Origin of the sequence: Paractinoplanes durhamensis, assembly GCF_016862175.1 — a bacterium.
GTDB lineage: Bacteria > Actinomycetota > Actinomycetes > Mycobacteriales > Micromonosporaceae > Actinoplanes > Actinoplanes durhamensis.
In genome coordinates this window covers 58219-80802 of sequence record NZ_BOML01000072.1, presented here as the reverse complement: position 1 = coordinate 80802, position 22584 = coordinate 58219, and the positions used below count along the sequence as shown (strand labels likewise).

13 protein-coding genes are annotated in these 22584 nt (G+C 70.1%); 8 read left to right on the top strand and 5 right to left on the bottom strand.

What is annotated here, in order from left to right; genetic code table 11:
• Positions 1-247: 247 nt before the first annotated feature.
• Positions 248-2431 carry a M4 family metallopeptidase gene (locus tag Adu01nite_RS42190; protein WP_239133131.1) on the bottom strand — a complete coding sequence of 728 codons (2184 nt, stop codon included), beginning with the start codon at positions 2429-2431 and terminating at the stop codon, positions 248-250.
• Positions 2432-2535: 104 nt separating this feature from the next.
• On the bottom strand, positions 2536-3237 hold the full coding sequence (locus Adu01nite_RS42185) for a GntR family transcriptional regulator (RefSeq protein WP_203734989.1): 702 nt from the start codon (positions 3235-3237) through the stop codon (positions 2536-2538).
• Positions 3238-3294: 57 nt separating this feature from the next.
• Here Adu01nite_RS42185 and deoC point away from each other — a divergent pair, with 57 nt between their 5' ends.
• Positions 3295-3999 carry a deoxyribose-phosphate aldolase gene (gene deoC / locus Adu01nite_RS42180; RefSeq protein ID WP_203734988.1) on the top strand — a complete coding sequence of 235 codons (705 nt, stop codon included), beginning with the start codon at positions 3295-3297 and terminating at the stop codon, positions 3997-3999.
• A gap of 48 nt (positions 4000-4047) precedes the next feature.
• Positions 4048-6837, top strand: coding sequence for an FAD-binding and (Fe-S)-binding domain-containing protein (locus Adu01nite_RS42175; protein WP_203734987.1), 2790 nt, complete (start codon positions 4048-4050; stop codon positions 6835-6837).
• A 109-nt stretch (positions 6838-6946) separates the two neighbouring features.
• Here the strand turns inward: Adu01nite_RS42175 and Adu01nite_RS42170 are convergent, their stop codons facing one another.
• From Adu01nite_RS42170 to Adu01nite_RS42160, 3 genes are all read right to left on the bottom strand, one after another.
• Positions 6947-7303 (bottom strand): hypothetical protein, encoded by a 357-nt coding sequence (locus tag Adu01nite_RS42170; protein WP_203734986.1) that lies wholly within the window; start codon positions 7301-7303, stop codon positions 6947-6949.
• 71 nt (positions 7304-7374) lie between these two features.
• A complete protein-coding gene (locus tag Adu01nite_RS42165; RefSeq protein ID WP_203734985.1) occupies positions 7375-9096 on the bottom strand; it encodes an MOSC and FAD-binding oxidoreductase domain-containing protein in 1722 nt (573 codons plus the stop codon).
• 27 nt (positions 9097-9123) lie between these two features.
• Positions 9124-9501: a DUF1304 domain-containing protein gene (locus tag Adu01nite_RS42160; protein ID WP_203734984.1), complete on the bottom strand. Its 378-nt coding sequence runs from the start codon at positions 9499-9501 to the stop codon at positions 9124-9126.
• A gap of 80 nt (positions 9502-9581) precedes the next feature.
• On the opposite strand from Adu01nite_RS42160, the gene Adu01nite_RS42155 reads away from it, so the two are divergent.
• From Adu01nite_RS42155 to Adu01nite_RS42130, 6 genes are all read left to right on the top strand, one after another.
• The gene (locus Adu01nite_RS42155) at positions 9582-11372 is read left to right on the top strand and encodes a Xaa-Pro dipeptidyl-peptidase (protein WP_203734983.1); all 1791 of its coding nucleotides are present in this window, start codon (positions 9582-9584) and stop codon (positions 11370-11372) included.
• Between the two features lie 290 nt (positions 11373-11662).
• A complete protein-coding gene (locus Adu01nite_RS42150; protein WP_203734982.1) occupies positions 11663-11998 on the top strand; it encodes a hypothetical protein in 336 nt (111 codons plus the stop codon).
• A gap of 98 nt (positions 11999-12096) precedes the next feature.
• A complete protein-coding gene (locus tag Adu01nite_RS42145; protein WP_203734981.1) occupies positions 12097-18849 on the top strand; it encodes an RHS repeat-associated core domain-containing protein in 6753 nt (2250 codons plus the stop codon).
• Positions 18850-19191, top strand: coding sequence for a DUF4288 domain-containing protein (locus Adu01nite_RS42140; protein WP_203734980.1), 342 nt, complete (start codon positions 18850-18852; stop codon positions 19189-19191).
• Between the two features lie 193 nt (positions 19192-19384).
• Positions 19385-22162 (top strand): choice-of-anchor D domain-containing protein, encoded by a 2778-nt coding sequence (locus tag Adu01nite_RS42135; RefSeq protein ID WP_203734979.1) that lies wholly within the window; start codon positions 19385-19387, stop codon positions 22160-22162.
• A gap of 185 nt (positions 22163-22347) precedes the next feature.
• The gene (locus tag Adu01nite_RS42130) at positions 22348-22521 is read left to right on the top strand and encodes a hypothetical protein (protein ID WP_203734978.1); all 174 of its coding nucleotides are present in this window, start codon (positions 22348-22350) and stop codon (positions 22519-22521) included.
• The last annotated feature ends 63 nt before the right edge of the window (positions 22522-22584 follow it).

Sequence of the window (22584 nt, the reverse complement as noted above, 5' to 3'; positions counted from 1 at the left end):
CCTGATTTCCTTGAAGTCGGGGCCTCGGGTGGGTGGTGAGAGCCCGATTTCCTTGATGTCGGGCCTCGGGTGGGTGGTGAGAGCCCGATTTCCTTGAAGTCGGTCTCTGGCTGCGAGGGCGAGGCCCCAACTTTCGCGAAATCGGTGGCCTTACCCCACGCTGGGTGGTGGCTCGGACTTTGGGCGGGAACGGTGGCTGCCATCGCGTGGCAGCCACCGTTCTGGCCGTTCAGCTGGGGATCACTTGCTACAGCGAGAGGGACCAGCTGTCGATCTTGCCGATGTCGGCGCTGGCGGCGTCACGGACCTGCAGCACCCACGGGCCGTTGGGGGCCTCGGCGGACAGGTTGACCGTGTAGGTCTGGTTGATGTTGTCGGTGCCACCGCCTGCCCGGTTGTGCAGGACGTAGGCCGTGCCGTCGGGGGCCAGGAGCGTGATCACCAGGTCGCCGATGTAGGTGTGCACGATGTGCACCTCTACCGACGCCGTGGACGACGGGGTCACGGCGCAGTCGGCGATCGTGATGGTGCTGGTCACCGTGGTGTTGTCGGGGATGGCCACGTCGTCACCGTTGGTGCCGGTGCAGCCGGCCGAGCTGTTCACGCTCACCGCCAGCGATACCGCCCTCGTCACCGACGGCGCGGTCGCGGTGATCGTCACCGGTGCCGAGGAACGCGGCGTGCCGGGGTCGGCGGTCACCGTCACCGTGGTCGGCTCGCCTGCGGTCACCGTCGCCGGGTCGAAGGAGACCGTGACGCCGGCCGGCACCACGCCGGCCGTGAAGGTGATCGGCTCGGGGTCGCCGTTGATGGCCGTGGTGGCCACCGTGACCGTGCCGGAGGTGCCGGGGTCGACCGCCACCGACGGTGCGCTCAGCGCCAGGGTGAAGTCGTTGCCCGCGGAGCAGAAGTCGTCGCCGGCCACGTTCACCGCGGTCCACGACGCCTGCACCGCCTTGTACTCGGTGCCGCAGAAGCCGTACAGGTCGGCGGCGGCGGACAGCGTGTAGCCGCGGGCCTGGGCGTACGTCGTACTCGAAATGAAGTAGTTGGACAGGGCGCGGAACCAGATCGCCGAGGCCTTCTCCCGGCCGACGCCGGCGACCGGGGCGGCGGAGCCGCACAGCGGCGACGTGCCGTACGCGGTGACGCCGGTGCCCTCGGCCAGGTCGAAGAAGAAGTGGTTGGCCACGCCGGACGAGTAGTGCACGTCGACGTTCTTGGTGGTGGTCGACCAGCAGCCGTGCGAGGAGCCGTCCTTGGCCGGGTCGTACATGTAGCGCAGCGGGGCGCCGGTGCCGCGGATGTCGATCTTCTCGCCGATGTCGTAGTCGCCGGCGTCGGCGGTGCTGTTCGCGTAGAACTCGACCATGCTGCCGAAGATGTCGCTGGTGGCCTCGTTCAGGCCGCCCGGCTCGCCGGCGTAGGTGAGGCCGCCCGGCACCACGTGCTCGGTCACGCCGTGCGACATCTCGTGCCCGGCCACGTCCAGCGCCACCAGGGGCTTGGCGTTGCCGCTGCCGTCGCCGTAGGTCATCTGGGCGCCGTCCCAGAACGCGTTCACGTACGCGCTGCCGTAGTGCACCCGCGACGGAACGCCGACGCCGGTGCCGAAGATGCCGTCCCGGCCGTGCACGTTCTTGAAGTAGTCGAACGTGGTGGCCGCACCGAAGTGGGCGTCCACCGCCGCGGAGGCCCGGTCGGCGTTGGCGCCCGTACCCCAAAGGTTGTCGTCGTCGGTGAAGACCGCGCAGGTTCCGCTGGTGCGGTTGCCCATGTCGCAGGTGTAACCGCCGCCGCGCACCGGGTCGGTGAGGCTGAAGCCGGTGTCATTGGCCGTGGTCTCGATCGCCACCGGGCCCGAGTAGATGCTGTTGCCGGTGCCGGACACGCTCTCGATCTCGTCGAACGAGCCGCGCACCGCGCCGGTCAGCGCGTCGGTGATCACGTGCAGGCGGGACGGGGTCTGTCCGTCCGGCTGCCAGCCGCTGATCACGGTCTCCCAGGCGAGCTTGCCGGTGCCGTCGCTCGCGTCGACGAACAGTTCGGGCGTGCCACTAGAGGTGATCTTGCCGCGGAAGGCGGACGTCGCCTTGGCGCGCGCAGAAAGAGCGGTCACCGACGGCTTGGTGCTCAGCGACAGCGGCTTGGCCAGGCCCACCGACGTGCCGGTGACCTTGCCGTTCTTGAGCCGGACGATCAGGTCGCCGCCGTAGACGCGGATCCCGTCGTACGTCCGGGTGTAGCGGATTGCTTCGCTCGTTCGGCTGTAGACCTGGTAACCGTCCTTCGCCGAGCCCTTGACGGCCGCGGTTCCGGCCTGGGCGATCGGGCTCGGTGTTACCGGGGCGGCGGACGCGCGGTCTGCGGTCGCCGTCACCCCTCCGCCGGCCAGCGCGATGGTGGCGGCCAGCGCGATTGCGGTTCTCACCAGTTTCCTCCCACGATTTAGGAAGTGCATCAACTCATGCAAATCCTTCTATGTCATGGGAGTTGGTGTTGTAAAAGTTTGTTTACGAAATTCTCAGAGCCATCTCACAGGGGTTCCACTCCGAAGGCCACGTCCAGCCGGTAGCGGTTGCCCGGGTAACGAGACTCGCTGAGCTCCAGCGGTGCGTCCCGGTCGTCGAGGATCAGGCGCTCCTCGACCAGCAGCGCCGACCCTTCCGGCACCAGCAGCTCGCGGGCGTCCTCGGCGGTGGCCTCCTGGGCGGTCAGGGTCGCGGTGCCCTTGGTCGGCACCCGGCCGAGCGCGGCGAGGGCCTCGTGCACCGAGCCGCCGACATCCATGGTGAGCAGCGCGGCGAGCGCGCCCGGGTAGAGCGCACGCTCGTACGCGATGGGCTCGTCGTCGGCCAGTCGCACCCGATGGATCGCCACCACGTCGCCGCGCCGCAGGCGCAGGCGGGTCGCCTCCTGTTTGGTCGGCGGCCGCAGGTGGGCGAGGACCACCCGGGAGGACGGCTTGCGGCCCTGCTTGCGGATCTCCTCGCTGAGCCGGATCAGGTTGTCGGCCCGGCGCGGCCCGGTCGGCACCGCCACGAACGTGCCCCGGCCCGGCGCCCGGTAGACCAGGCCGTCGTTGACGAGCTGCATCACCGCGGCCCGGGCGGTCATCCGGCTGACGCCGTGCTCACGGGCCAGCTCGGGCTCGGACGGCAGCGGGTCGTGCGGGCGGGACTGCGCGATCCGGGCGCGTAACGCCTGCTCGATGCGGTGGTAGTGCGGCTCGGGCATGAATCACACCCTAACCTGTCTAGACAGTTGCCTGTATAGACAGATACCGTCCCGGCCATGGACTTCACGGTCGCGCAGATCGCCAAGATGATCGATCACTCCATCCTCCGGCCCGAGTTCACCAGCGAGGACGTCCGCAAGGGCTGCGCGATCGCGGCGAGGTACGAGGTGGCGTCGGTCTGCGTGCGCCTGTGCGACGTGCCCCTGGCCGTCCAGCTGCTGCGCGGCACCGGCGTCGAGGTCGGCACCGTGATCGGCTTCCCGCACGGCGACACCCCGACCGTGATCAAGGTGGCCGAGACCGAGCTGGCCATCGAGCAGGGCGCCACCGAGGTCGACATGGTGATCAACGTGGGCTGGCTGCGCTCCGGCAACATCGCCGCGGTGGAGAACGAGATCGGCGCCGTGGTGCGGGCGGCCGGCGGTGCTCCGGTCAAGGTCATCCTGGAGAACGCCTACCTCACCAACGAGCAGAAACTCGCCGCCTGCTGGGCGTCCGAGCGGGCCGGCGCCGCCTTCGTGAAATCCTCCACCGGCTTCGCCCCGACCGGCGCGACCATCGACGACCTCGCGCTCATGCGCTCGGCCGTCTCGGCCAAGGTCCGGGTCAAGGCTTCCGGCGGCGTACGCTCCCTCGACCAGCTCGTGGCGATGGCCGCGGTCGGCGTGACCCGGTTCGGTTCCTCCTCGACCGAGGAGATCCTCGAGGACCTCGCCCGCCGCAACGCTTTGGCCCTGGCCGTGCCCGCCTTGCGGGACTGACCTGGGCCGCTGGCTCCGCGGCCGCGGCCGCCTGGAAAAATCAACCCCATGAGTGACGTGGGAGAGCGGCTGCGCCGAGCCGGGCTGGCCGATGTGCTGGACGACGCGACAAACCGGGCGATGTACGCGTCGGACGCCTCCCTCTACCGCGTCGTCCCGCAGGCCGTGGTCCGCCCGCGCGCCGACGACGAGGTGCTGACCGTCCTGTCCGTGTGCCGTGAGCTGGGCGTGCCGCTGACCGCCCGGGGCGCCGGCACCTCGGTGGCCGGCAACGCGATCGGCCCCGGCGTGGTCCTCGACTTCAGCCGCCACATGAACAAAGTCCTCGACGTCGACCCCGCCACCCGCACCGCCCGGGTGCAGGCCGGCACCGTGCAGTCGGTCCTGCAGGCCGCCGCGAAACCGCACGCCCTGCGCTTCGGCCCCGACCCGTCCACGCACACCCGCTGCACCATCGGCGGCATGATCGGCAACAACTCGTGCGGCGCCCGCACCCTCGGCTACGGCCGCACCTCCGACAACGTGCTCGGCCTGCGCGCCTTCACGATCGAGGGGGAGCAGCTCTTCGACGGCGCGCCGCCGGTCACCACCGCCCTGCGCGAGGTCATCGGCAACAACCTGGCGGTGGCCCGCACCGAGTTCGCCACCTTCGGCCGGCAGGTCTCCGGCTACGCCGTCGAGCACCTGCTGCCCGAGCGCGGCTTCAACCTCGCCGAGTTCCTGGTCGGCAGCGAAGGCACCCTGGCGGTGGTCACCGAAGCCACCGTCCGGCTGGTCGCCGACCCCGAGTTCCGGGTGCTGGTGGTGCTCGGCTACCCCGACTTCGGCACGGCCGGCGACATCATCCCGGCCATCCTCGAGTTCAAGCCGACCGCCTGCGAGGGCATCGACTCCCGGATCTGCGACGTGGTCCGCAGCCGCCGCGGCGCGGGCGCGGTTCCGCCGCTGCCCGGCGGCCAGGCGTGGCTCATGGTGGAGATCGCCGGCGACGACCTCGACGAGGTCCGCGAGCGGGTGGCCGGCCTGATCAAGGCGGCCGAGGCGATCGAGTCGGTGGTCATCGAGGACCCGGTCGCGGCGGCCCCGATGTGGCGCATCCGGGAGGACGGCGCCGGCCTGGCGGGCCGCGCGCCCTCCGGGCTTCCGGCGCACGCCGGCTGGGAGGATTCGGCGGTGCCGCCGGCCCGGATCGGGGCCTACCTGCGCGATTTCGATGCGCTCTGCGACCAGCACGGCCTGAGCAACATGCCGTACGGCCATCTCGGCGACGGCTGTTTGCACGTACGCCTCGATTTCCCGCTCGCGTCGCCGGGCGGCCAGGCGAAGTTCCGGGCGTTCCTGGAGGACGCGGCCGACCTGGTGGTCAGCTACGGCGGGTCGCTCTCCGGCGAGCACGGCGACGGCCGGGCCCGCAGCGAGTTGCTGGCCCGCATGTACTCGCCCGACGCGATGTCGCTGTTCCGCCAGATCAAGGGCGTCTTCGACCCGCGCAACCTGCTCAACCCCGGCAACCTGGTCGACCCCGACCCGATCGACGCCAACATCCGGGTCGCGCAGGCCCGCCCGGTCACCACCAAGCTGGCCCTGGCTTACCACTCCGACCACGGCGACTTCAACCAGGCCGTGCACCGCTGCACCGGCGTCGGCAAGTGCCGGGCCGACACCACGGTGCTGGGCGGCGTGATGTGCCCGTCCTACCTGGCCACCAAGGAGGAGAAGGACTCGACCCGCGGCCGGGCCCGGGTGCTGCAGGAGATGCTCGACGGCGACCTGGCCCCGTCGTGGCGCTCCCCAGCCGTACACGAAGCCTTGGATCTTTGTCTTTCCTGCAAGGGCTGCGCCTCGGACTGCCCGACCGGCATCGACATGGCGGCGTACAAGTCCGAGGTCCTGCACCAGAGCTACCAGCGCCGCGTCCGCCCGCGCTCGCACTACTCGCTGGGCTGGCTGCCCCGCTGGTCGCGCCTGGCCGCCCGGATGCCGCGGCTGGCCAACCGCCTGACGACTCTGCCCGGCCTCCGCGGCTTGGCCCTCTACTTCGCCGGGGTCGACGCCCGCCGCAACATCCCGGCGTTCGCCCCGCAGACGTTCCGGCAGTGGTTCGCCGCCCAGACACCGCCGGCGGTCGGCACTCCGGTCCTGCTGTTCGTGGACAGCTTCACCGACCACTTCTCGCCCGAGGTCGGCAAGGCCGCGGTCGAGGTGCTGACCGCGGCCGGCTACGCCCCCCAGGTCACCACCAAGGCGGCCTGCTGCGGCCTGACCTGGATCTCCACCGGCCAGCTCGACGCGGCCCGCCGCATCCTCGGCAAAACGGCAGGCGAGCTGGCCAAGGCCGTCGACCAGGGCATGCCGGTGGTCGGCCTGGAGCCGTCCTGCACCGGCGTGCTGCGCAGCGACATCACCGAGATCCTGAACAACGACCAGGCCCGCAAGGTGAGCGAGGCAACGGTGACGGTCGCCGAGCTCCTGGCCCGTACGCCGTCGTACGCCCCGCCGTCGCTGGAGGGGGTGCGGGTGATCGCCCAGCCACACTGCCACCACCACGCGGTGATGGGCTGGGAGGCCGACGCGAAGCTGCTGAAGTCGGCCGGCGCCACGGTGAAGCGCTTGGGCGGTTGCTGCGGCCTGGCCGGCAACTTCGGCGTGGAGCGAGGCCACTACGAGGTCTCGGTAGCAGTGGCGGAACAGCAGCTGCTGCCGGCCTTGGCGAAGGCCGAGCCCGGCGACATCCTGCTGGCCGACGGCTTCTCCTGCCGAACCCAGGCCACCGACCTGGCCAAAACGGACGGCGTCCACTTGGTCCAGCTCCTGGCCGACGCGGCTCGCAAGCCCTAGAGGTCCAAGACGGCCGGGCTGGACAGGCGGCTGGGTGCAGATCAGGATGTCGATCTTGGCCGGTTGATCGATTTGCTGCCGCACTCGACACGCTGGTCTGCGGCCTAGATCAACACAATTTCCAGGATGTCGGGGCCTTCCAGCCCCGTTGAGGCCCCAACATCCTGAAAGCTGTGTTGATCATGAATGCTTCCGCACATCGGCTATGACAATGCGCTGTGCCGATCTGCAAGCCTAGGACGATGGGGCAGCGCGGGCGGGACGCGGCGAACGACACCGCCAGCAGCGAGATCGACCAGCCGACTAGCGAACCGGCGAGCAGCGGCGTCTCGGCGAGCCACCAGGCGGGGATCAGCAGCAGCCAGCCGACGCCACTCAGGACGGCCTGCAGCACGCCGCGCCCGCTCCGCACCGCCGTCGTGGACGGCTCGGTCGGCTGATCCACCGGGTCCCACGGGAAGTCCATGGCGCGGATCTTGCACGCGCGGTCGCAACCTGCGGAAGGCCGTACCCGAAACCTCGACAGATTCTCCTTGACTACAGGTCCAGGACGATGGGGCCGCTCGGGCGGGAGGTGCAGATCAGGGCGTCGCCCTGGGCCGGTGGGTCGATCGGGTCTGTTGTGTAGGTGACGTCGCCGGAAAGCAGGCCGGTCTCGCAGGTGTGGCAGACGCCGGTTCGGCAGGACCAGCGAGCCGGGACGTCGCATGCCTCGGCCAGCTCCAGCAGGCTGGCGCACTCCTTCGGCCAGGGGACCGTCAAGTCGCTGCGGACGAATGACACTGCCGGGCCGGTTCCAGGCTCGCCTTTCGGCTGGTGTGGCGGGCGGGCCGGGGGTTCGCTGATGCCGGGGGTCAGGCCGGGGCGGGCGCCGAAGATCTCGGTGTGGATTCGGGTGGGGGCCACGCCGGCCTCGACCAAGGCCTCGGTCACGTCGGTGAGGAAGGCGGCCGGGCCGCAGAGATACGCGTCGGCGTCGGCCGGGAGCTGGAGCGTGCGGAGTTGGTCCGCGGACAACCGGCCCGCCGTGTCGTAGGTGTCCGTCGAGGCGGGATGGCTGAGCCACACGTGCGAACGGGCTTGGGGGAGTGTGGCGAGCAACCGGGTCGCCTCGGTGGTGAACGGGCGGTCGGCGCCGGTGCGGGCCGCCTGCAACCACCAGACGGGGCGGTCCGGCGTCGAGGCGGCCAGGGCGTGCAGCATCGCCAGCACCGGGGTTGCCCCTACGCCGCCGCTGACCAGCAGCACCGGGGCCGGGCCGGGGCGCAGCACGAACGAACCCCGGGGTGCGGCGGTCTCGACCAGGTCGCCGGGGTGCAGGCGGGTGTGCACGAAGGTGCTGCCCAGGCCGTGTGGCTCCTGCTTGACGCTGATCCGGTATTCGGGGGCGCCGGGCGGGCCGGACAGTGAATAGCTGCGGACCAGGCCGGGCTCCAGCCGCACGGTCAGGAACTGGCCGGGCAGGGCGGCGGGCAGCGGCGTGCCGTCCGGGTCGGCCAGGCGGACCGAGGCGATCGTGGCGCTCTCCGGCACGATCGCGGTCACCCGCAGCGGGCGGAAACCCGGCCACGCGGGCGGCGGCACGGCGTCGATCAGGCCGGCGTTGCCGCTCGCCGCGGGCTCGGCCAGGATCGCCGCGAAGGAGCCCTGCCAACCCGGGCTCAGCGCCGGAATGCGCAGCGCCCGCTCGATCCGGTCACGGGGGCGGCCGGGCAGGTAGAGCAGGCCGTCCACCTCGGCGATCGTCATCTTCTCCGGGCCGTCGGCGACCCTGACGATCTCGTCGCCGGGGCGCACCTCGCCCTCCTGCAGCACCCGGAAGTAGAAGCCGGGACGGTGATGCTGCACGAGCAGGGCCGGCATCCGCGGGTCGTCCATCCGGATCCCGACCCGGTAACACGTGACGCGCGGCTGGGTCACCTCGAAGAGCGCGTCGCCGATCCGGTAGCGGTCGCCGACGCACACCTCGTCGTCGGGCAGGCCGTCCACGGTGAAGTTCTCGCCGAACTGCCCGTACTCGAAGTCGTCTCGGCCCAGGAACTTCCGCCAATACTCGTACGATCCGAGCTGGTAGACGAAGACCGCGCGCTGCTCGCCGCCGTGGCCGCCGAGGTCGCCCTGGCCGTCGCCGTCGATGTTGAGCCGCCGCACCATGGCGGGACCGTCGACCGGGCTCTTCCCGATGCCGGTGTAGACGTTGCGTCCTCGCCAGAGGACGTCCTTGGGTTTACCGACGTTGACCGAGCGCAGTACCGCCACCCGGACATCGTCCGGCCGCGGAATGGATCAGGCAACCACCAGCAGGATGATCGCGACCAGGGGCGCCAGGCCCTGGACGGTGGCGGCGCGGATCATCCGGCGGTTGGTGCCGAGCAGGACCAGGGCGGCGGCGATCATGCTGCCGCAGGCGGCGGCGACCAGCGCCCGGCCGGCCTGGGCCGTGCCGGTGTGCAGCAGGATCAGGCCGACGGCGGCGATCACGGCCAGGAACAGGTTGTAGAAGCCCTGGTTGAACGCCCACGGGCGGACGGCGGGGACGTCCGACTCCGGCACGCCGAAGGTCTTGTAACCGGCCGGCTTGGGGAACAGCACGGCTTCGAGTACGAAGATGTAGACGTGGATCACGGCTGCTAGCAGGGCGGCGACCTGGCCGACTGGGTTCATGATCGGGGATTCTGCCCGGCGGGGATCGCGGGCGGGCCACCGGGATCACATCCATCGATAAGCGCCGATAAGGTCGGACCATGCGACTGATACGGCTGATGGCCGTCACCCTCTGTGCCCTCACCGCCTCCGGGGCCGCCGTCGCACCCGCCACCGCGAGTGCGAGTGCGAAGGGCCCCACCTCACCGATCTACGACTACACCTCGGCCGTCCGGGAACGGATCTGGGTGCAGACCCCGGTCGACAGCGACGCCGACGGCAAACCCGACCGGGTCGCGGTCCGCATCATCCGGCCGGCCACCAGCAAACGGGTCCCGGTGATCTTCCAGGCCAGCCCGTACTACGCCGGCCTCAACGACGTGCCGAACCACGACGACGTCGACCGGGGTGGCGCCGCCCTCACCGGCACCCCGAAGAGCAACCGGGCCGCGGCGACCGTCACGTTCGGCGGCTACCTGGACAACTACTTCGTGCCGCGCGGCTACGCGGTCGCGTTCGCCGACAGCCTCGGCACCGGCGGGTCGGACGGCTGCCCGACCTCCGGCGGCCGCAACGAGACCCTCGGCATGAAGGCGGTCGTCGACTGGCTCAACGGGCGCGCGCCGGGCTTCGACGAGGCCGGGCAGCCGGTGAGCGCCGGGTGGTCGACCGGGCGTACCGGAATGATCGGGGTTTCCTACAACGGCACCCTGCCGAACGCGGTCGCCGCCACCGGGGTGCGTGGCCTGGAGACGATCGTGCCGATCGCGGCGATCTCCAGCTGGTACGACTACTACCGGGCGAACGGCGGGGTGGTCGCGCCCGGCGGCTTCCAGGGTGAGGACACCGACATCCTGGCCGAGGCGGTGCTGACCCGCGCGCATCCGGAAGCGTGCGCCGCGGTGATGGCGCAACTGGAGAAGGAGCAGGACCGCGAGTCGGGGGACTACAACGCCTACTGGGCCGAGCGCGACTACCTGCGCGACGCCGGGAAGGTCCGGGCCAGCGTCTTCGTGGTGCACGGGCTGCACGACGACAACGTGCGTACCCAGCAGTTCGGGCAGTGGTGGAACGCGCTGCACGGGCCGAAGAAGATCTGGCTGCACCAGGCCGCGCACGCCGACCCGTTCAACGTGCGCCGCGACGTCTGGCTCGACACCCTGCACCGGTGGTTCGACCAGTGGCTCTACCGGATCGACACCGGCATCATGCGCGACCCGGTGGCCGACGTCGAGGTCGCCCCGAACCAGTGGCGGACCTCGTCGGCCTGGCCGCTGCGGGCCGCGCGCGCCGTTACCCAGCAGCTCGGCAGCGGCCCTCGGCAGAGTTTCGTCGACGATCCCGCGCGTACCCCGGAAAGCCTGGTGGCGAACGAGACCGCGACCGACCCGAACCGGCTGATCTATCTCGGGCCCGCCCTTGCGCGTGAAACGCGCCTGTCCGGCACCGCGACGGTGACCCTGCGTGCCGACGTGACAGGCGATTCGCCGTTCCTGACCGCGATGCTCGTCGACTACGGCACCGCCGACCGCTGGGCCGGCACCCGCACGCTCCCCGACCAGCAGGACTGCATCGGCCCCGGCATCCCGGAGGACCCGGGCTGCTTCGCCCACCGCGAGCACATCGTGGCGTCGACCCCCTACGAGATCGTCACGCGGGGTTGGCTGGACGTCCGCAACCGCCTCTCGCCGGCCGTGACCCGGCCGATCAAGGCCGGTCAGCCGTACACGTTCCGCTGGAGCCTGCAGCCCGAGGACCACGTGTTCGCCCCCGGCCACCGCATCGGCCTGGTGATCATCTCCACCGACCGCGACCACACCCTGCGCTACCCGGCCGGCACGGTCGTCAACGTCGACCCGGCCCACTCGAAGCTGGTCCTGCCGCTGACCTGACGGCAGCCGAGCGCCGCGCCCCGGGGTCGGGGCGCGGCACTCGGCCGATCAGACGAGAACCGGCGAATCACCCCGCGCGTCGTAACCCCACTCGAGGTTGAGACGCCAGACGGTCACAATTTCCTGCGGCGTGACCGAGGTCGGGTCGTAACGGCTCCGGCCCCGGCGCCCACCGCGCCGAAGGCGGACCCGCGCTCGCCGGTGTAGACCTCCTGCTGGCCCTTGAGGTCGGGCTGCTCGGTGGCCGGTGGTGGCGGGGCGGGTGGCGAATGACCTCGTACGCTGAACCGGTGTTGACCTATCTGACCTGGCACATGCGGGCGTTCCCGGTCCGGTGTTACGACGAGGTCGACGAGGAGCAGCGGTCGCTGCGGCACGTCGCGTTCGACGAGGATCTGGACATCTACGTGGCGGCCGCGTCGCTGGCCGAGACGCTGCACGCTCGCGACACCGGCGGGCTGGACGGCGTGGTGGCGTACGAGCATCTCTACGGCCCGGCGCCCGAGGGGCCGGTCCCCACTTTGCACGACGGGGCCGAGACGATTTCGGCCGCTACATTTGAGGAAATGTGGCTTTTGGGACGGTCGGCGCGCGAGACCGACTGGGATACGAAACCGAGATCTTGATCTATGTCTAGATAGCCTTCGCGGGACAGACGTAGATCAAAGCTCGTCCATAGCCTTCGTGTGCCGGGCAGTCCTGCCCGGCACACGGGGGAGAGAAAATGCTGTCCACGACTGGTCAGTCGCGCCGGCTCATGTCTCGGCGCAAACGGATCGCCACGGCGATCCTGACGCTGATGGCGACACCGGCACTCATCGGACTCATCGGGGTGCAGAGCGCCTCGGCCGCACCGAAGGACGTCCCGCTGCCGGGCGCGCCGGCCACCAAACGCGTCGACCTGAGCAAGGCTCGGGTGACCCGGCCGGTTGCCAAGCCGGCGGCCTACCGCAAGTACGACCCGGCCGGGCACGCCGCCCGGCCCACCGCCTCGGCCGTGCACGTCACCGGCGGCAAGGTCGCGACGGTCGACGCGTCGATCGCGGCCGCGGCCGGTGTGCACGGCATCCTGTTCAGCGTCACCGGCACCGGGAAGGTCGACCTTTCCGTCGACCCGGCCACCTTCAAGGACGCGTACGGCGGTGACTTCGCCTCCCGGCTGCGGCTCGTCCGCCTGCCCGCCTGCGCGCTGACCACCCCGGCGGTCCCGGCGTGCCAGACGCAGACTCCGGTGTCGAGCACCCTGTCGGCGAAGGTCGCGCTCGCCTCGACCGGCGCTACCGTGCTCGCCGCCGACGCCGCGGCCAGCGGCCCGGCCGGTGACTACACCGCCACCCCGCTGTCGCCCGGCGGCACCTGGTCGGTGAGCGGCAACACCGGCGCGTTCACCTACAGCTACCCGATCGCGGTACCGTCCGCGATCGGCGGCGCCTCGCCCTCGATCGCGCTCGGTTACAACTCGTCGTCGCAGGACGCGCTCACCGAGACCACCAACAGCCAGCCGTCGTGGCTCGGCGACGGCTGGTCGACGGGGGAGAGTTACGTCGAGCGAACCTACAAGGGCTGCGAGGACGTCACCGGCTCGGGCGCACCGAAGGGCGACGGCGACCAGTGCTGGGCCGGGCAGATCCTGACCCTGTCGCTGAACGGCTCGTCCACGCCGATCGTCTACGACGACACCACCAAGACGTTCCACCCGGTCTCGGACAGCGCCACCACCAAGATCGAGAACCTGACCGGCGCCACCAACGGCACGAAGAACGGCGAGTACTTCCGGGTCACCGAGGAGGGCACCCAGTACTACTTCGGCCTCAACCACCTGCCCGGCTGGACCACCGGCGCCGAGGAGACCAAGTCGGCCTGGACCATGCCGGTCTACCAGGCGCACGCCGGCGCCGCCGATTGCTCCGACTCGTCGACGTTTGCCGACACCGCCTGCACCCTGGGCTACCGGTTCAACCTCGACTACGTCGTGGACGCGCACCACAACGCGATGGCGTACTACTACGCGCCGGAGACCAACACGTACGGCCCGAACCTGAAGAACATCGCCGTCTCGTACGTCCGGGGCGGCACCCTCAAGCGCATCGACTACGGCATGACCGCGTCGACCATCTTCGCGGCGACCGCGCCCGAGCAGGTCGTCTTCACCACCGCCGAGCGCTGCACGCTCGATTGCTCGTTCGGCACCGCGCACCCCGAGTACTACCCGGACGTGCCGGTCGACCTGAGCTGCGGCGACAGCGGTGACTGCACCAACCACTCGCCGTCGTTCTGGTCCCGCAAGCGGCTCGCCTCGATCACCACCCAGGTGCAGGTGAACGGCGCGACCAAGCAGGTCGACCGCTACGACTTCGGGCAGACCTTCCCGGACGGCGGCGACCACGCCCCGTCGCTGTGGCTGGAATCCATCCAGCACACCGGCCTCGACCGGATCGGCGGGGCGGCCGCGGACGCTTCGATGCCCGCGGTGACCTTCAACCCGATCCAGATCGCCAACCGGGTCGGCACCCTGCCCGGCCTGCCGAGGATGTACCACAACCGGATCAGCTCGGTCCTCTCCGAGACCGGCGCCGAGACCGATGTCGTCTACAGCACGCCGGACTGCTCGACCGTGCCGTCCGACCCGGCTACCAACACCACCGGGTGCTTCCCGATCTACTGGACGCCGGAGGGACAGCCCGCGCCGCTGCTCGACTGGTTCTACACCCACCCGGTCACCAAGGTCACCACGCTCGACCGGTACAACAACTACCAGGACGGCTCGCAGCCGACGCTGGTCACTTCATATGCGTATGTCGGTAAACCGGGCTGGCACTACGACGACAACGAGACCGTCAAGGCCAAGAACCGGACCTACGGCCAGTTCCGCGGCTACCCCGAGGTGGACGTCACCACCGGTGACCCGGCGGTGTTCCACTACACCGACGGCACCGAGGTGCACGACCGGAAGACGCTCACCAAGACGTACTACTTCCTCGGCATGGGCGGCGACCCGCTGACCAGCACCGACGGCACGGTCACGGTGGCCGACAACAACCTTTGGGCCGGCCGGGTCTTCGAGACCGTGCAGTACACCGGCGACGGCGGCGACATCGACAGCACCACCGTCAGCGTGCCGGCGAACGTCGGGCAGACCGCGTCCCGGGCCCGCACCGGACTGACCGCGCTGACCGCGAACATGGTCCGCGACGCCAAGTCGATCGCCCGGCAGAAGGTCTCCTACGGCTGGCGCAGGACCGAGAAGGACACCTTCTACAACGCGGTCGGGCTGGAGGTGCAGTCCGACGACCGGGGCGAGATCGGGGCGACCGGCAACGTCCCCAAGTGCACCTTCACCAAATATCTGACCGGCACCGACCCGACCGTGGTGGTCGCGGCCGAGACCCTGGTCACCCAGCAGGACTGTTCGGCCGCCGGGGCCGGCGCCACCGGCACGCTGCTGTCCGGCGGGCGCACCGCCTACGACGGCAACGCGTTCGCGGTCGACGGGCAGAGCGGCGCGGTGAAGCCGGCATTCGGCGACATCACCCTCACTCAACTGGCCTCGGCCGCCACCACCTGGGTCGATCAGCTTCGGAAGACCTACGACGGGTACGGCCGGGTGGTCTCGGCCACCCGCACCCCGAACTCGACCGCCGCCGACGGCACCACCAGCCTGGCCCAGACGGTCTGGACCCGGATCTCGCCGGCCGCCGGCGCGCTGCCGCAGACGGTCAGCACGGTCACCCAGGTGACGCCGGGTGCCGCCTGCGCCGCGGTGACCACGTCCAGTGCGGACTGCCAGCTCGCCTCGGTCACCATGGACCCGGCCCGGCAGTTGCCGACGGCCACCGCCGACGTCGCCGGGCAGCTCACCTCGGAGAGCTACGACGCGCTCGGCCGGCTCACCGCGGTCTGGCTGCCCAACAAGAGCAGGGCGGCCGGGGCGGCCGCCAACCTGACCTACGACTACACGGTCTCGGCGACGGCGCCGACCGTGGTGGCGACCAGCACGCTGCTCGACAACAACGCGTACGCGACCGCCGAGACCCTCTACGACGCGATGCTGCGGCCGCTGGAGACCCAGCAGCACGGCGAGAACGGCACCATCACCGTCTCCGACACCCAGTACGACACGCACGGCTGGGTCGTCCTGACCAACAACGCGTACTCGACCGCCGGTAACCCCGGCAAGACGCTGATCTCCGACCATCTCTCCCAGGTGTCGATCCCCGACACCACGGTCAGTGACCACGACGCGCTCGGTCACGTCACGCAGACGACCGCCGAGCACAACGGCGCCGCCACCTGGCACACCCGCACCGCCTACCAGGGGGACCGGGTCACCTCGGTGCCGCCGGCCGGTGGGGTCGCGACGACCACCACCACCGACGCCCGCGGCCAGACCAGCAAGCTCGAGCAGTACACCGTGCAGCCCACGCTGAGCGGTTCGGTCACGGCCGGTTTCACCGCCGCCGGCGGCACATCACAGCCGATTGCGTACGAGTACACGCCGCTCGGCAAGCAGTCCAAGGTGACCGGCCCGGACAATGCGGCCTGGACGTTCGGCTACGACCTGCGCGGTCGTCTCACCTCGCACGGCGACCCCGACACCGGCAGCAACGTCATCCGCTACGACGACGCCGACCAGGCGGTAGCCGTCCGGGACGCGCGCGGCATCGAGCTCGACTACACCTACGACCTGCTCGGCCGGAAACTCACCGCCACCGACAAGAGCAAAAGCGGTTTCCAGTACGCCTCCTGGGCCTACGACACCGTCCGGATCGGCAAGCCCACCTCGTCCACCCGCTACGTCAACGGGGTGACCGGCAACTACACGACGGCCGTCACCGGCTACTCGGCGCTCGGCAATCCGCTCGGCACGAAGATCACCCTGCCGACGGTCGAGAAGCCGCTCCCGACCGAATACACGACCACGTTCGCGTACACCGCGAACACCGAGCAGGTCGCCCGGCAGACCGACCCGGCCGTCACCGGCATGGCCGGCGAGACCATCACCTACGGCTACGACGGGCTCGGCGCGCCGAGCACCACCACCGGCATCGACCAGTACGTGTCCGGCACGAACTACGGCGACTTCGGCAAGCCGTCCCGGATCACCATGGGCAGCTCGGCCACCCAGGCCGAGCAGTTGCTCACCTACGACGAGCACACACTGCGGCTCACCGGCCGCCAGGTGTACCGCTCGCAGGGGATCGGCCCGCTGGTCGACGACATCAAATACACCTACGACGACGCCGGCAACCCCCTGACGGCGGTGGACAAGCAGTCGGAGAGCGGCAACGTCGTCACCGACGCCCAGTGCTACCGCTACAACACCCTGGATCGGCTGGTCGAGGCGAAGACCGTCGACGGCGACTGCTCGACCGGGACGGTCGCCAACCGGGCCGGATCGTACTGGCAGAACTACGCCTACGATCCGATCGGTGACCGCACCGAGACGGTGGACCACGCCACCAACGGCGGCACCGACGTCACCACCACTTACACCAACGGCTGCACGACCGGCTGCAACCGGACCGGCAGCCAGCCGCACACGCTGACGGCGACCAAGGGCGGTGCCGACCCGACCAGCCTGGTCTACGACGTCGACGGCAACCTGCTCACCCGCACCCCGACCAAGGCGGCGGGACAGGCGCTGAAGTGGGACGACGAGGGCCGGCTGGCCGAGGTCGCCGCCGGCACCGATACCACCGCCTACCTGTACGACGCGGACGGCAATCAGCTGATCCGCCGCGACCCGGGCCGCACCACTCTGTTCGCCGGCGACACCGAAGTGGTGATCAACACCGCGGTCAACCCGGCGGCGACCCTCGGCGCGGTCCGCACCTACACCCACGGCGGTCTCGGCGTGGCGGTCCGGTCGTCGCTGCCCGGCGGCGGAACGAGCTACCTGTTCACCGACCCGCTCGGCACCGGCACGATGGCGATGGACGTCACCACCCATGAGGTGTCCCGCAAGCAGTACAAGCCGTACGGCGAGGACCGGGGAACGGTGGCCACCACCGCCTGGCCCGACCTGACCCACGGATACCTGGGCAAGCCGGTGGAGGCGTCGACCGGCTACACCGATCTCGGGGCCCGCAAGTACGACCCGGTGCTGGGGCGGTTCATCAGCGCCGACCCGGTCCTCGAGACGGCCGACCCCAACCAGCTCGGCGGCTACACCTACGCGGGCGACAACCCGGTGGCGACCTCCGACCCGACCGGTCTCCGGGTCGACGGCGACCGGCCCGGCTGTGCCCCCGGCAACGGAGGTATGTGCGGCGGCTACGTCGGCCCGGACGTCGTGCCGGCCAGCGAGCGCGGCAACGGCGGAGGCGGCAAGGGCCACAGCCGGGAGGGCAGCGACGGCGGCAGCGGCGGAACCGACCTCGGCTACACCGTCACCTGCGGCCGCGGCGCCTGCACCAAGCACAGCAAGACGCCGCAGAAGTACTGCGGCCGCGGCTCCTGCGCCTACAGCATGCCGGACGACCAGGTGGTGCCGACCGGCGGCTGCCACGCCAACTGCGGCAAGTACTGCGTCGAGGACGCCGACTACCACTGCCTCAAGTCCGGCCTGTGGGCCGGCCTGATGGTCCTCACCACGGTCTTCGATGTCGGTGTCGACGTGCTGCTGCTCTTCGGCGGCGAGGAGTTCGAGGCGCCGGCGGTGGCCCTGGAGACCCGCATCCTCAAGGCCGAAGCGGACGAAGCCGCCGAGGCGGAAGCGGCCGCGGCGGCCGCGAACGCCTCCAAACCTAGAAAGCTCACCTGCAGCAGCTTCGTGCCCACCACTCTGGTGCTGATGTCCGACGGCAGCACCAAGCCGATCGGTGACGTGGTGCCCGGCGACGTCGTGCGGACGACCGACCCGGAAACCGGGATCACCTCGGACCGGACGGTGACCGCCCAGCTGATCAACCACGACGAGGACCTGGCCGACCTCATAGTCACGGACGCGGACGGCCGGCGCACCACCATCCACACCACCGCTTCGCACCTGTTCTTCGACCGCACCCGCGACGACTGGGTCGAGGTCATCGACCTGGTCCCGGGCGATCGGCTGGCCACCGACGGGGCCGAGGTGTCCGTCGCGGCCGTCGTTCCGCTGATCGGTGTACGCGACATGTACAACCTCACGGTCGACGGGGTGCACACGTACTATGTGCTGGCCGGAGCGACGCCGGTGCTCGTGCACAACGAGGGCGACGAGGACACCGGACCGTCCGCGGCCGATAAGCGGTTCGCCCGGCAGGTCAACCTGTCGCCGACCGACCCGGCCGTCGCCAATCGGGGCATGAAGGTCACCGACTTCATCGCGAAATACCGTAAGGGCGGCGTCCGCAGCGTGATCGGCAAGGACTACATGGAGATGACCGTCGGGGACGCCCTCAAGACGGCCAAGTCGAGCCATGACTCGCAGGCGCGCAAGATGCTCGTCGACGGCCGGTTCGCCATCAACAGCAACTATCGCGGAAAGATCTGTTGAGTGACCGTGTGGTTCAGCACCAGCATGCGTTTCGCGGAGTACACCGACGACACGACGTTCTTCCGGTACCGGACGTCGGTATACCTTCTCCGGGCGGCCGACCATGAGGCCGCCCGGGTCCGCGCCGTCGAGATCGGGCGCGAGCAGGAACGTACCTACCGCAATGCCGAAGGTGCCCTGTTCCGCACCGCGCTGGTCGGCGTAGACACCCTCGACATGCTGGGTGACCTCGAGGACGGCGTCGAGGTCGCGCACTGGCCGGGGGAGGAGATCGAACCCCCGGTCGCGTGGGGTCACGAGTTCCACCCCGAGGACGACTCGGAGTTCTACACGACCCTCTGACCCGCCTTACTGCTGCCCATGTGGACGTCGGCGCTCTTCATCGCCGACGTCCACTGTCTTTTCCCTACTTCGCTCCGAGTCTTGCAAAGTTCTGTCGCAATATTGCGCTTGTGTGTCGTGGACGTTACGTTGCCCGGTATCCCCCTGATGCGGCGGCGTTCCCCGGTCGCCACGTCCGAAAGCGAGCATCCCCATGTCCAGAAGAAGGCTCGGCGCCGCTCTCATCGGCGCGGCCCTGCTCGGCACGACGCTCTTCTACGCGGCCCCGGCGCAGGCCGCCGCCACCGGTGGCAGCGGCGCCACCCTGCCCTACGTGGAGGTGCAGGCCGAGAGCTCGACCACCAACGGCACGGTGATCGGCCCGTCCGCCGCCTACAACACGCTCGCCGCCGAGGCGTCCTACCGCAAAGCGGTGACCCTGGCCGCCGGGCAGTACGTCGAGTTCACCACCCCGGTGGCGACCAACTCGATCGTCTTCCGCTACAGCATCCCCGACTCCAGCGGCGGCTCGGTCTACACGACGCCGCTCAACTTCTCGATCGACGGGACCGCGTCGACGGCCTTCACGCTGACCAACGCGTACAGCTGGTTCTACGGCAGCTACCCGTTCACCAACCAGCCCGGCAGCAACCCGCACCACTTCTACGACGAGGCGCACCGGCTGCTGCCGTCGAGCTACCCGGCCGGCACCAAGTTCCGGCTGACCGCCACCTCGGCCACCACCATCGACCTCGCCGACTTCGAGACCGTGGCGGGCGCCCTCGGGCAGCCGGCCGGCTCGGTCTCGGTGACCTCGAAGGGCGCCGACGCGACCGGCGCGGCCGACGCCACCGCCGCGTTCAACTCGGCCATCCAGTCGGCCGGCGCCGGCGGCACGGTGTGGATCCCGGCCGGCACCTTCAAGATCCCCGGGCACGTCGCGGTCAACAACGTGACGATCAAGGGCGCCGGCATGTGGTACTCGACGGTCGTCGGCGCGGCCCCCGGCTTCTACGGCAACGACGCACCCAACGCCAGCACCGGCGTACACCTCGCTGATTTTGCGATCTTCGGTGATGTGCAGGAGCGCAACGACTCGGCACAGGTCAACGCGGTCGGCGGCGCGATGAGCAACTCCACCGTCGACCGGCTCTGGATCGAGCACCTCAAGGTCGGCGCGTGGATGGACGGGCCGATGGACAACCTGGTCTTCGCCGGGATGCGGATCCGCAACGTCACCGCCGACGGCGTCAACTTCCACAAGGGCGTGACCAACTCCAAGGTCACCAACTCGGACATCCGCAACACCGGTGACGACGGCCTGGCGACCTGGGCCGAGTCGGTGGCCGACGCGAACGACTCGTTCGACCACAACACCGTGCAGTATCCGATCCTCGCCAACGGCATCGCGATCTACGGCGGTCACGACAACTTCGTCACCGACAACCGGGTGATCGACTCCGGCCTCACCCAGGGTGGCGGCATCCACGTCGCGCAGCGCTTCGCGTCCACCACGCTCGGCCGCACCGACGTCCTGCGCAACACCATCATCCGGTCCGGCGGCCTCGACCCGAACTGGCAGTTCGGCGTGGGTGCGCTCTGGTTCGACGCCCGCGACGGCGCGATGACCGGGCTCACCAACGTCGACAACATCCTCATCCAGCAGAGCCCGTTCGAGGCGATCCAGTTCGTGTCCGGCTCGCAGATCACCAACGTCAAAATCAACAACGCGACGATCCAGAACACCGGTTCGTACGTCGTGCAGGAGCAGGTCGGCGGCTCGGCGACGATCTCCGACAGCACCGCCACCGGGACGCTCGGCCCGGCCGCCCAGTACAACTGCGGCGTCGGCTTCACGCTGACCGACGGCGGCGGCAACTCCGGCATCTTCGGCTCGTCCGCCTGCACCCAGGTGACCAACCCGGCGTTCCCGCCCTACCTGCCGGACAACGGCTCGCTGATCTCGATCAGCCCGTCGGCGCTCGGCTTCGGCACGGTCGCCACCGGCACGACCAGCGCCGCCCAGACGGTCACCGTGACCAACTCGGGTTCGGCCGCCGCCCCGGTCGCCGGCATCGCCACCACCGGCGACTTCGCCCAGACCAACACCTGCGGTACCTCGCTGGCGGCCGGCGCCTCCTGCACGGTGAGCGTGCGCTTCGCACCGACGGTGGCCGGTTCGCGGACCGGCACCCTGACGGTCACCGCGTCCGGCATCACCACCACGATCGCGCTGTCCGGCACCGGCATGGGCTCGACCACCACCCCGGCGCCCGCCCTGACCGCGAACCCGTCGTCGCTCACCTTCGGCACCCAGGCGCTGAACACCACCAGCACCGGCCAGGCGGTGACGGTGACCAACAGCGGCACCGCCGCCGCCACGTCGCCGGCCGCCGCGGTCACCGGCGACTACGCCCAGTCGAACACCTGCGGCACGTCCCTCGCCGCCGGCGCCTCCTGCACGGTCACCGTGACGTTCCGCCCGACCGCGTCCGGCACGCGGTCCGGCACCCTGACGGTCACCGGCGGCGGCGTGAGCACCGCGACCGCCCTGACCGGCACCGGCGCCGGCACGACGAGCACCAACCTGGCGGCCGGCAAGCCGACGGCGGAGTCGGGCCACAACGACGTCTACGGTTCCGGCAACGTGACCGACGCCGACCAGAACACCTACTGGGAGAGCCCGAACAACGCCTTCCCGCAGTGGGTCCAGGTCGACCTCGGCGCGGCCCAGTCGGCGAGCCGGGTGGTCCTGCAGCTCCCGGCCGGCTGGGGCGCCCGCACCGAGACCCTGTCGATCCAGGGCAGCACCGACGGTTCGACCTGGACGACGGTGAAGGACTCGGCCACCTACAGCTTTGCCCCGACGGCGAGCAACACGGTGGCGATCACCTTTACCGCGACCACCCAGCGTTACCTCCGGGTGAACGTCACCGCCAACTCGGGCTGGCCGGCCGGCCAGTTCTCCGCCCTCCAGGTCTGGAACGTCTGACCGGCGCGAACGGAACGCCCGGGACCTTCGCGGTCCCGGGCGTTCCACCATGGTCAGCGGGCGTCACCCCGACCGGAATACTTGCGCAGAGCAACGGTGACTTGGCGCAGCGTATTCAGTATGCTGATTCCTCGCCGGCGCCTCGCCGGGTTTGTGATCACATCGCCGTTCTTGGGGGAGATTTCATGGTGGAGCGAGTCGAGGAAAACTCGGCGACCAGCCACACGAGCCACCCTTCGGTCACCGCCCGGCCGCTCGGCCGGCTCGAGGCCGATCGTCGTCGATGGCTGACTCAGCGCCACGAGACCCGGTCGCGTCTGTCCCAGGTGGCCGTGGCCACCTTCAATTCGACGCTGTAGACCGTGGCGAGGGCCCACGAGGACTCCCCTCCGTCCGGCCTCGGTAAACCCGGCCTTACTCAA